Annotated in this window: 11 protein-coding genes; 6 read left to right on the forward strand and 5 right to left on the reverse strand. The window is 59.4% G+C overall.

Features of this window, described 5'->3' with window-relative positions; all coding sequences use genetic code 11:
* Window positions 1-258: 258 nt before the first annotated feature.
* The 4 genes from lldP to trmL all read left to right on the forward strand — a co-directional run bounded on the left by lldP (window position 259) and on the right by trmL (window position 4,434).
* The gene (gene lldP, locus HMPREF9538_RS25720; RefSeq protein ID WP_002922413.1) at window positions 259-1,914 is read left to right on the forward strand and encodes an L-lactate permease; all 1,656 of its coding nucleotides are present in this window, start codon (window positions 259-261) and stop codon (window positions 1,912-1,914) included.
* Window positions 1,911-2,684: a transcriptional regulator LldR gene (gene lldR, locus HMPREF9538_RS25715; protein ID WP_002922415.1), complete on the forward strand. Its 774-nt coding sequence runs from the start codon at window positions 1,911-1,913 to the stop codon at window positions 2,682-2,684. The genes lldP and lldR overlap by 4 nt, the downstream gene beginning before the upstream one ends.
* On the forward strand, window positions 2,684-3,868 hold the full coding sequence (gene lldD / locus HMPREF9538_RS25710; protein WP_002922420.1) for an FMN-dependent L-lactate dehydrogenase LldD: 1,185 nt from the start codon (window positions 2,684-2,686) through the stop codon (window positions 3,866-3,868). Before lldR ends, lldD begins: the two co-directional genes overlap by 1 nt.
* A gap of 92 nt (window positions 3,869-3,960) precedes the next feature.
* The gene (gene trmL / locus HMPREF9538_RS25705) at window positions 3,961-4,434 is read left to right on the forward strand and encodes a tRNA (uridine(34)/cytosine(34)/5-carboxymethylaminomethyluridine(34)-2'-O)-methyltransferase TrmL (RefSeq protein WP_002922423.1); all 474 of its coding nucleotides are present in this window, start codon (window positions 3,961-3,963) and stop codon (window positions 4,432-4,434) included.
* Between the two features lie 102 nt (window positions 4,435-4,536).
* Here the strand turns inward: trmL and cysE are convergent, their stop codons facing one another.
* The 5 genes from cysE to HMPREF9538_RS25680 all read right to left on the reverse strand — a co-directional run bounded on the left by cysE (window position 4,537) and on the right by HMPREF9538_RS25680 (window position 7,766).
* Complete coding sequence (cysE, locus tag HMPREF9538_RS25700) at window positions 4,537-5,358, reverse strand: serine O-acetyltransferase (RefSeq protein ID WP_002922426.1); 822 nt, start codon at window positions 5,356-5,358, stop codon at window positions 4,537-4,539.
* Between the two features lie 73 nt (window positions 5,359-5,431).
* A complete protein-coding gene (gpsA, locus tag HMPREF9538_RS25695; RefSeq protein ID WP_002922427.1) occupies window positions 5,432-6,451 on the reverse strand; it encodes an NAD(P)H-dependent glycerol-3-phosphate dehydrogenase in 1,020 nt (339 codons plus the stop codon).
* A complete protein-coding gene (gene secB / locus HMPREF9538_RS25690) occupies window positions 6,451-6,918 on the reverse strand; it encodes a protein-export chaperone SecB (RefSeq protein ID WP_002922428.1) in 468 nt (155 codons plus the stop codon). The genes gpsA and secB overlap by 1 nt, the downstream gene beginning before the upstream one ends.
* A 60-nt stretch (window positions 6,919-6,978) precedes the next feature.
* On the reverse strand, window positions 6,979-7,230 hold the full coding sequence (gene grxC, locus HMPREF9538_RS25685; RefSeq protein WP_002922429.1) for a glutaredoxin 3: 252 nt from the start codon (window positions 7,228-7,230) through the stop codon (window positions 6,979-6,981).
* A gap of 104 nt (window positions 7,231-7,334) precedes the next feature.
* Window positions 7,335-7,766, reverse strand: coding sequence for a rhodanese-like domain-containing protein (locus HMPREF9538_RS25680; RefSeq protein ID WP_002922436.1), 432 nt, complete (start codon window positions 7,764-7,766; stop codon window positions 7,335-7,337).
* Window positions 7,767-8,011: 245 nt separating this feature from the next.
* Between HMPREF9538_RS25680 and gpmM the strand changes: the two genes are divergently transcribed.
* Together gpmM and envC are read left to right on the forward strand one after the other, a co-directional pair.
* Entirely contained in the window at window positions 8,012-9,556 is a 1,545-nt protein-coding gene (gpmM, locus tag HMPREF9538_RS25675; RefSeq protein WP_004188142.1) for a 2,3-bisphosphoglycerate-independent phosphoglycerate mutase, read from the forward strand.
* A 9-nt stretch (window positions 9,557-9,565) separates the two neighbouring features.
* On the forward strand, window positions 9,566-10,332 hold a 767-nt coding region (envC, locus tag HMPREF9538_RS32715), incomplete at its 3' end, for a murein hydrolase activator EnvC (RefSeq protein WP_009483916.1).

The raw sequence follows: 10,332 nt of genomic DNA on the forward strand, positions 1-10,332 counted from the left end.
CTATTCTGTCTTCACTCCCCCACATTTTTACCTTCAGCCGGGTCGATTGGTCCAACCAATAATTTCATCCACCCCCTGGCAGTTCACAAATCCGTCAAAACCAATCACAAACACGTTGCTTAAGAGCAACATCTGATTAACCATTCGTTGTCATCAACCCTGATACCCTTAATTGGCCGGGCCAATTTTACCTTCGGTGGGATCGGCAATGAGCGCAGACTCAGCCCTCCTCTCCTGGCGGCCCGATGGAGACCCTGCATGAATCTCTGGCAACAAAACTACGATCCCGCCGGTAATATCTGGCTATCCAGTCTTATCGCATCGCTACCGATTCTGTTTTTCTTTTTTGCGCTGATTAAGCTCAAACTGAAAGGCTACATCGCTGCCACCTGGACCGTCGCAATCGCGCTGGTCGTTGCCTTACTGTTCTATAAAATGCCGGTGGACCGCGCCTTAGCCTCGGTGGTCTACGGCTTCTTCTACGGCCTGTGGCCTATCGCGTGGATTATTATCGCCGCGGTCTTCGTCTATAAAATCTCGGTGAAGACCGGACAGTTCGACATCATCCGCTCATCGATTCTGTCGATTACGCCGGACCAGCGCCTGCAGATGCTGATCGTCGGCTTCTCGTTCGGCGCCTTTCTCGAAGGGGCGGCGGGTTTCGGCGCACCGGTGGCGATTACCGCCGCGCTGCTGGTTGGTCTCGGGTTTAACCCGCTGTATGCGGCTGGCCTGTGCCTGATCGTCAACACCGCGCCGGTGGCCTTCGGTGCGATGGGCATCCCGATTCTGGTCGCCGGCCAGGTGACCGGTATCGATAGCTTCGCCATCGGCCAGATGGTGGGCCGCCAGCTGCCGTTCCTGACCATTATCGTGCTGTTCTGGATCATGGCGATTATGGATGGCTGGCGCGGCATTAAAGAGACCTGGCCGGCGGTGATAGTCGCAGGCGGTTCGTTCGCTATTGCCCAGTACCTCAGCTCTAACTTCCTTGGCCCGGAGCTGCCGGATATCATCTCGTCGCTGGTCTCCCTGGTCTGTCTGACCCTGTTCCTCAAACGCTGGCAGCCGGTACGCATCTTCCGCTTCGGCGATCTCGGCGCCTCGCAGGTGGATATGACGCTGGCCCGCACACGCTACACGGCGGGACAAGTGATCCGCGCCTGGTCGCCGTTCCTGTTCCTGACCGCCACCGTGACCCTGTGGAGCGTGCCGCCATTCAAAGCGCTGTTCGCTCCTGGCGGCGCGATGTATGACTTCGTTATCAATATTTCGGTACCATTCCTCGACAAAATGGTTGCCCGTATGCCGCCGGTGGTTAGCGCCGCAACGCCCTACGCCGCGGTATATAAATTCGACTGGCTGTCGGCAACCGGCACCGCCATTCTGTTCGCCGCCCTGCTGTCCATCGTCTGGCTGCGCATGAAGCCGAAAGATGCGCTGACCACCTTCGCCGGGACGCTGAAGGATCTGGCGCTGCCGATCTACTCTATCGGCATGGTGCTGGCGTTCGCCTTTATCTCTAACTATTCCGGGCTGTCGTCGACCCTGGCCCTGGCGCTGGCCCATACCGGCCACGCGTTTACCTTCTTCTCGCCGTTCCTTGGCTGGCTGGGGGTATTCCTGACCGGTTCGGACACCTCGTCTAACGCCCTATTCGCCGCGCTGCAGGCAACGGCGGCGCAGCAGATTGGCGTCTCCGATATCCTGCTGGTCGCGGCTAATACCACCGGCGGCGTTACTGGCAAGATGATTTCCCCTCAGTCGATCGCCATCGCCTGCGCCGCGGTAGGCCTGGTGGGCAAAGAGTCGGATCTGTTCCGCTTTACCGTCAAACATAGCCTGATCTTCACCTGCATGGTGGGGCTGATCACCACGCTGCAGGCCTACGTTTTAACCTGGATGATCCCGTGATAGTGATGCCTAAACGCCTGGCCGACGACGTGGCGCGTCGCGTCCGGGCGCTGATTGAAGAACAACAGCTGGAGGCGGGCATGCGACTGCCCGCCGAGCGCCAGCTCGCCGCCCAGCTCGGCGTCTCACGCAATTCCCTGCGCGAAGCGCTGGCGATGCTGGTCAATGAAGGGGTGCTGTTGAGCCGTCGCGGCGGCGGCACCTTCGTCCGCTTTCAGCATGAGCCGTGGTCAGAGCAAAACATCGTCCAGCCGCTGAAGACGCTGCTGGCCGATGACCCGGACTACAGCTTCGATATCCTCGAAGCCCGCCACGCCATCGAAGCCAGCACCGCGTGGCACGCGGCGATGCGCGCCACCGACGCCGATAAAGAAAAAATTCGTCTGTGCTTTGAAGCGACCCAGAGTGAAGACCCGGATATCGCCTCGCAGGCGGATGTCCGCTTTCACCTGGCGATCGCCGAAGCCTCGCATAACGTGGTGCTCCTGCAAACCATGCGCGGCTTTTTCGACCTGCTGCACTCCTCCGTTAAGCAGAGCCGCCAGCGCATGTATCAGGTGCCGCCGGTGTTTGCCCGCCTGACCGAACAGCACCAGGCCGTCATGGAGGCGATTGTCGCCGGCGACGCCGAGGCGGCGCGCCAGGCGATGATGGGCCACTTAGGCTTTGTCCACGCCACCATCAAACGTTTTGATGAAGACCAGGCCCGCCAGGCGCGAATTACCCGCCTGCCCGGTGACCACAATGAAAATTCCAGGGAGAACTCGTGATGATTATTTCCGCCGCCAGCGACTATCGCGCCGCCGCACAGCGTATCCTGCCGCCGTTTCTGTTCCACTATATTGACGGCGGCGCCTACGCCGAACATACCCTGCGCCGCAACGTCGAGGACCTTTCCGATGTAGCCTTGCGCCAGCGTATTTTGCGCAATATGTCGGACCTGAGTCTGGAAACGACGTTATTCAACGAGAAGCTGGCGATGCCGACGGCGTTGGCGCCGGTCGGGCTGTGCGGGATGTACGCCCGCCGCGGCGAAGTGCAGGCCGCCGGCGCGGCGGACGACAAAGGCATTCCGTTCACCCTCTCTACCGTTTCCGTCTGCCCGATCGAAGAGGTCGCCCCGACCATCAAGCGCCCGATGTGGTTCCAGCTGTATGTCCTGCGCGACCGCGGCTTTATGCGCAATGCGCTGGAGCGCGCCAAAGCCGCCGGCTGCTCGACGCTGGTCTTTACCGTCGATATGCCGACTCCCGGCGCCCGCTACCGCGACGCCCATTCAGGCATGAGCGGCCCGAACGCCGCCCTGCGCCGCTACTGGCAGGCCGTCACCCATCCGCAGTGGGCGTGGGACGTCGGCCTTAACGGTCGCCCGCACGATCTGGGCAATATCTCCGCCTATCTCGGCAAACCGACCGGGCTTGAGGATTACATTGGCTGGCTGGCGAATAACTTCGATCCGTCGATTTCATGGAAAGACCTGGAGTGGATCCGCGATTTCTGGGACGGTCCGATGGTGATCAAAGGGATCCTCGATCCGGAGGACGCCCGCGACGCGGTGCGCTTCGGCGCTGACGGCATTGTCGTCTCCAACCACGGCGGCCGCCAGCTCGATGGCGTGCTCTCCTCGGCCCGCGCCCTGCCGGCAATTGCCGACGCGGTGAAAGGCGACATCACTATTCTCGCAGACAGCGGCATCCGCAACGGGCTCGACGTGGTGCGGATGATCGCCCTGGGCGCCGACAGCGTGCTACTGGGCCGCGCTTACCTGTACGCCCTGGCGACCCACGGTAAGCAGGGCGTGGCGAATCTGCTGAACCTCATCGAGAAAGAGATGAAAGTGGCGATGACCCTCACCGGGGCGAAAAGTATCCGTGAAATCAGCCGTGATTCGCTGGTGCAGAACGCCGAAGCGCTGCAGACCTTCGATGCGCTGAAGCAGAATAACGCCGCGTAATTCTCCACGTTTTCCCTTACGCCGCCCCTCTCCCTCAGGGTGAGGGTTCGCCAAATATCTGCTATTCTGCCCCCCGCAATTAAGGGGGCAGTATGCTGAACATCGTGTTATTCGAACCAGAGATCCCGCCGAACACCGGGAATATTATCCGCCTGTGCGCCAACACGGGCTTCAGTCTGCATATCATTGAGCCGATGGGCTTCACCTGGGACGATAAACGCCTGAGACGCGCCGGACTGGACTATCACGAGTTCACTGCCGTGCAGCGCCATGCGGATTACGCGGCGTTTGTCGCCAGCGCGCAGCCGCAGCGTCTGTTCGCCCTGACCACCAAAGGCACGCCTGCGCACAGCGCAGTGAGCTATCAGGACGGCGATTTCTTGATGTTTGGCCCGGAAACCCGCGGTCTGCCGGCCAGCATCCTCGATGCCCTGCCGCCGGAGCAGAAAATCCGTATTCCGATGATGCCGGACAGCCGCAGTATGAACCTGTCAAACGCGGTGTCGGTGGTGGTGTATGAAGCCTGGCGCCAGCTGGGGTATCCTGGCGCGGTCTTGCGCAGCTAACCTGAGCGGTTCCCGGATTGCAGCGCAAGGAGCCTTATCCGGGCGACAGGCTGGCGGGATGAGATCGTAGGCCCGGTAAGCGCAGCGCCACCGGGCAAGACGTTAAATCCCGTCGCCGTACTCGAAAGTGTGGTGGATGCCGTTGAAATGCTGATCCATATCCATCGCCGGCTTATCGCTCTCCGGCTTGCCGACGATGCGCGCAGGAACACCTGCGGCGGTGGTATGCGGCGGCACCGGCTGCAGCACCACTGAGCCTGCGCCGATTTTTGCCCCACGCCCGACTTCAATATTGCCGAGGATCTTCGCCCCGGCGCCAATCATTACGCCTTCGCGAATTTTCGGATGACGGTCGCCGCTGGTTTTACCGGTCCCGCCGAGGGTGACCGACTGCAGAATAGAGACGTCATCTTCAATCACCGCCGTTTCGCCGACCACAATGCCGGTGGCATGGTCGAGCATGATCCCGCGGCCGATTTTCGCCGCCGGGTGGATATCCACCTGGAAAGAGACGGAGACCTGATTTTGCAGGAAAATCGCCAGCGCGCGTCGCCCCTGAGTCCACAGCCAGTGGCCGATACGATAGGCCTGCAGGGCATGGAAACCCTTCAGATAGAGCAACGGCGTGGAGTATTTATCCACCGCCGGGTCGCGCGTGCGCACCGCCTGAATATCGCAGGCGGCGGAGGCGATCATTTCCGGATCGGCGGCGTAGGCCTCTTCCACCACTTCGCGAATGGCGATCGCCGGCATAATCGGGGAAGCCAGCTTGTTGGCCAGCATATAGCTCAGCGCGCTGCCGAGATTTTCATGCTTGAGTAGCGTTGCGTGGTAAAAACTGGCGAGCATCGGCTCACAGTCAGCCAAAGCCCGGGCTTCGGCTTTAATATTATTCCAGACGATATCCAGTTCTTCACACGGCATTGCATACTCCAGGCGATATAGTAATGACCTGCCAGTTCTGCGCTGGCAGGGTCATTCAGGTGACAAAGGAAAGCTAATTGCTGCTGCGCTCGTCCTTGCGGGCGCGACCCAATAAGGTCAATGCTGCCTCGCGCGCAATTTTTCCGCAATACAATACCTGATAAATTTCCTCGGTTATTGGCATTTCGACACCTAAACGCTGTGCCAGAACGCGAACTTCCTTGGTATTGCGGTAGCCTTCAACCACCTGGCCAATCTTGTCCTGGGCGCTCTGCACGTCCATACCCTGGCCGAGCATCATGCCGAAGCGACGGTTACGGGACTGGTTGTCGGTGCAGGTGAGCACCAGGTCACCGAGGCCGGCCATGCCCATAAAGGTTTCCGGATCGGCGCCCAGCGCCGCGCCGAGGCGGGACATTTCCACCAGCCCACGGGTAATCAGCGCCGTACGCGCATTGGCGCCGAAGCCGATGCCATCCGACATACCTGCCCCGATGGCAATGACGTTTTTCACCGCGCCGCCGAGCTGCACGCCGATAAAGTCCGGGTTGATGTAGACGCGGAAGCTTTTGCCGCAGTGCAGTAGACGCTGAAGGTCTTCCGCAAACTGCGGATCCGTGGCCGCCAGCGAAATCGCCGTCGGCAGGCCGGCGGCCAGCTCTTTGGCGAAGGTTGGCCCCGAGATCACCGCTAGCGGAATATCATCGCCCAGCGCTTCACGCGCCACGTCCTGCAGCAGACGGCCGGTTTCGGCCTCCAGGCCTTTGGTGGCCCACACCAGCCGCGCGTCGGAACGCATCAACGGTTTAATCTGGCGTAACACCTGACCGAATACATGGCTCGGCACCACGACAAGGATGTCGCGGCTGGCGGCCAGCGCGGTGGCCAGGTCGCTCTCAAGATGCAGCGTATCCGGGAAAGGCACATCGGGAAGGAACGCGGCGTTGCAGCGATCGTGTTGCAGCGTCGCGATATGTTTCGGGTCATGGCCCCACAGCACAACGTGGTGGCCATTTCTTGCCAGGGTGATGGCAAGAGCGGTGCCGTAAGAGCCGGCACCGATCACAGTCATTGCAGCATTAAGTGCGTTCATCAGGCATCCTGATGTTGTTCAGCACCTTCGCCAGCCTGCTGCTGCAGATAGTTCATGAACAGCGCGTCGAAGTTCACTGGCGCAAGGTTAAGTTGCGGGAAGGTACCGCGGGAAACCAGGCTGGTGATGCACTCGCGCGCGTACGGGAACAGAATGTTCGGGCAGTATGCGCCGAGGCAGTGCGCCATCTGGGTGCCTTCGATGCCGTCGATGGAGAAAATACCGCCCTGCTGTACTTCACAGAGGAACGCGGTTTCTTCGCCCAGCGCAGCGGTCACGGTCACACGCAGCACCACTTCATAAACGCCTTCAGCCAGCTGGGTGGAGGCGGTATCCAGATCAAGTTTAACTTCCGGCTGCCAGTCTTTCTGGAAAACTTGCGGCGCGTTCGGCGCTTCAAAAGAGATATCTTTGGTATAGATACGCTGGATCTGGAAGGTCATTTCGGTGCTGTTTTGTTCTGACATAGTAAAACCCTTTCGTGTTGTCCTTAAATACGCGCTTCCGCCAGGGAAAGCGCGCAAAAATTAGCGCAAGAGGGGATCAAGTCCACCACGTGAATCAAGCGCATACAAGTCGTCACAGCCGCCAATGTGCTGCGCATCAATAAAAATCTGCGGAACCGTCGTCCGTCCGCTGCGCTGGATCATCTCCTCACGCTTCGCGGCATCGCCATCGATCGGCAACTCATGGAACGTTACGCCTTTGCTGTTCAGCAGCGCTTTCGCGCGGATGCAGAACGGGCAGGTCGCTTTGGTGTAGATCTCAATATTGGCCATGACTTCACTCCTGTTGTTACCCTGAGGGTTTTACGCCGCAGCCTGTGTTCCCTTCACGTCAGGCGTGAAGGAGAAAACGCGGCGGCATCACCACGCGAGGTAAGTTATTTGCCGCGTACCAGAGGGAGGTTTTCGCCGCTCCAGCCAGCAATGCCCTCTTTCAGTACAAAGACTTTTTCAAACCCGGCTTTGTTCAGCGCGCTGGCGGGCTCTTGCGCCTGCATGCCGGAACCGTCTACCACAATAATGGGTTGCGATTTGTGTTTTTCCAACTCGCCGACGTTATTGGCTTTGATATCGCTGGGCAGCAGGTTAATAGCGCCGGCAATATGGCCTTTACGGAAATCGTCACGCTGACGCAGGTCGACCACCACCGCATCTTCTTTATTGATAAGACGCGTCGCTTCACCACGGGTGATGACTTTAACTTTCGACATCAGCCCCTTGAAGGTGGTGAACACTACCGCACCCAGCAGCGCGATCCACGCGATGCTCAGGACCGGGTGACGGCCGATGAATTGCATAATTTCTTGCATGGGGGGTTACAACTCCCGACTAAGTGAGAAAAAAACCAGGAAAGGAGTATACCTGTGCCTTGCGGCAATTACAGCCAGTGAGCGCGATGTAATGTATTTTCTGCGGGCGGTGGCGAAAAAAAGCCGCTCTCGCTGACCCGGCGCGGCCCGGCCGCTCCCTTTCTTTGATCTTTCACGGGGATTTAAACGATTCAGCTGTAGTAAAATTACGCAAAATTTCTGTCTTTGAGCATGAGGTTGTCGCAATGTCGGTTTCTAAAAAACCTATGGTACTGGTGATTCTGGATGGCTACGGCTATCGCGAAGACCAACAGGATAACGCCATTTATAGCGCTAAAACGCCGGTAATGGACGCGCTGTGGGCCAAACGTCCACATACCCTGATCGATGCATCCGGCCTCGAAGTCGGCCTGCCGGACCGTCAGATGGGGAACTCCGAAGTAGGCCACGTCAACCTGGGCGCCGGTCGTATCGTCTATCAGGACCTGACCCGTCTCGATGTGGAAATTAAAGAACGCACCTTCTTCGCCAACCCGGTACTGACCGCCGCGGTCGATAAAGCGGTTGCCGCCGGCAAAGCAGTACATGTCATGGGCCTGATGTCGCCAGGCGGCGTCCACAGCCACGAAGATCACATCATGGCGATGGTGGAGCTGGCGGCAGAGCGCGGCGCTGAGAAGATCTACCTGCACGCCTTCCTCGACGGCCGTGATACGCCGCCGCGCAGTGCGGAAAAAACGCTGGCGACATTCGAAGCCAAATTTGCCGCGCTGGGCAAAGGTCGCATCGCGTCGCTCATCGGCCGCTATTACGCCATGGACCGCGACAACCGCTGGGATCGCGTGGAACAAGCTTATGATCTGCTGACCCTGGCCAAAGGCGAATTCCAGGCCGATACCGCCGTCGCGGGTCTGCAGGCCGCCTACGCCCGTGACGAAAACGACGAATTCGTGAAAGCGACCGTTATCCGCGCCGCCGGCCAGGCCGATGCCGCGATGGAAGACGGCGACGCGCTGATCTTCATGAACTTCCGTGCCGACCGCGCGCGTGAAATCACCCGCGCCTTCGTCAACGCCGACTTCGACGGCTTTGCGCGTAAGAAAGTGGTTAATCTCGATTTCGTGATGCTCACCGAATACGCCGCCGACATCAAAGTCGCCTGCGCCTATCCGCCCGCCTCGCTGGCCAATACCTTCGGCGAGTGGATGGCGAAGCACGATAAAACCCAGCTGCGCATCTCCGAAACTGAAAAATACGCTCACGTCACCTTCTTCTTCAACGGCGGCGTAGAAGAGCCGTTTAAAGGCGAAGAGCGGATCCTGATTAACTCGCCGAAAGTGGCGACCTACGATCTGCAGCCGGAAATGAGCTCCGCCGAGCTGACCGAGAAACTGGTCGCCGCCATCAAAGGCGGAAAATACGATACCATCATCTGTAACTACCCGAACGGCGATATGGTTGGCCATACCGGGGTGATGGAAGCAGCCGTAAAAGCGGTTGAAGCGCTGGATCGCTGCATCGACCAGGTGGCTCAGGCGGTGGAATCCGTTGGCGGCCAACTGCTGATCACCGCCGACCACGGCAACGCCGAGCAGATGCGCGACCCGGCCACCGGCCAGGCGCACACCGCCCATACCAATCTGCCGGTTCCGCTGATCTACGTCGGTAATAAAGCGGTCAAAGCGGTCAACGGCGGCAAACTTTCCGACATCGCCCCGACCATGCTGTCGCTGATGGGAATGGAAATCCCGCAAGAGATGACTGGCAAGCCGCTGTTCATCGTGGAATAATCCTTCCCCATGAGGGGAAAGGCGATGTATTCAACTACATGGATCGCAGCGGCAGTTCGATCCGTCCTTTACGCCAGCGCGCTCAGCGCTGGCGTATTGCTGTGCGCGTCATCTGCGCATGCCGACGATCGCGATCAGCTAAAGTCCATCCAGGCCGACATCGCCGCCAGGCAGCGGGCGATTAAGCAACAGCAGCAGCAGCGCGCAAGCCTGCTCGCCCAGCTCAAAGCGCAGGAAGAGGCGATCGCCGCCGCGGCCCGCAAATTGCGCGAAACCCAGGATAGCCTGAACCAGCTCAATAAGCAGATTGACGAGATGAACGCCGCTCTCGCGAAGCTGGAGCGCCAGCGCGCGTCTCAGGAGCGGAACCTCGCCGCGCAGCTCGATGCCGCTTTCCGCCAGGGGCCGCATACCGGCATCCAGATGGTGCTCAGCGGTGAAGAGGGCCAGCGCAATCAGCGGATGCAGGTCTATTTCAGCTATTTCAACCAGGCCCGCCAGGAGACTATCGCGGAGTTGAAGAAAACGCGCGAAGAGATGGCGGTGCAAAAGTCGATGCTCGAAGAAAAACAGAGCCAGCAGCAAACGCTGGTCTACGAGCAAAAGGCCCAGCAGGCGAAGCTGGAGCAGGCGCGTAACGAACGGAAAAAGACCCTTTCCGGCCTGGAGTCTTCCATTCAGCAGGGTCAGCAACAATTAAGTGAATTACGGGCTAACGAATCGCGCCTACGCGGTCGTATCGCCCAGGCGGAGGCTGCCGCCAAAGCCCGCGCCGA

The sequence above is a fragment of the Klebsiella sp. MS 92-3 genome (assembly GCF_000195655.1).
In the GTDB taxonomy this organism is placed as follows: domain Bacteria; phylum Pseudomonadota; class Gammaproteobacteria; order Enterobacterales; family Enterobacteriaceae; genus Klebsiella; species Klebsiella pneumoniae.

Bases quoted from the DNA above. Each gene is read 5' to 3' on its own strand.
- lldP (WP_002922413.1), top strand. From the start codon at position 259: ATGAATCTCTGGCAACAAAACTACGATCCCGCCGGTAATATCTGGCTA.
- lldD (WP_002922420.1), top strand. From the start codon at position 2,684: ATGATTATTTCCGCCGCCAGCGACTATCGCGCCGCCGCACAGCGTATC.
- trmL (WP_002922423.1), top strand. From the start codon at position 3,961: ATGCTGAACATCGTGTTATTCGAACCAGAGATCCCGCCGAACACCGGG.
- cysE (WP_002922426.1), bottom strand. From the start codon at position 5,358: ATGCCGTGTGAAGAACTGGATATCGTCTGGAATAATATTAAAGCCGAA.
- gpsA (WP_002922427.1), bottom strand. From the start codon at position 6,451: ATGAACGCACTTAATGCTGCAATGACTGTGATCGGTGCCGGCTCTTAC.
- secB (WP_002922428.1), bottom strand. From the start codon at position 6,918: ATGTCAGAACAAAACAGCACCGAAATGACCTTCCAGATCCAGCGTATC.
- grxC (WP_002922429.1), bottom strand. From the start codon at position 7,230: ATGGCCAATATTGAGATCTACACCAAAGCGACCTGCCCGTTCTGCATC.
- HMPREF9538_RS25680 (WP_002922436.1), bottom strand. From the start codon at position 7,766: ATGCAAGAAATTATGCAATTCATCGGCCGTCACCCGGTCCTGAGCATC.
- gpmM (WP_004188142.1), top strand. From the start codon at position 8,012: ATGTCGGTTTCTAAAAAACCTATGGTACTGGTGATTCTGGATGGCTAC.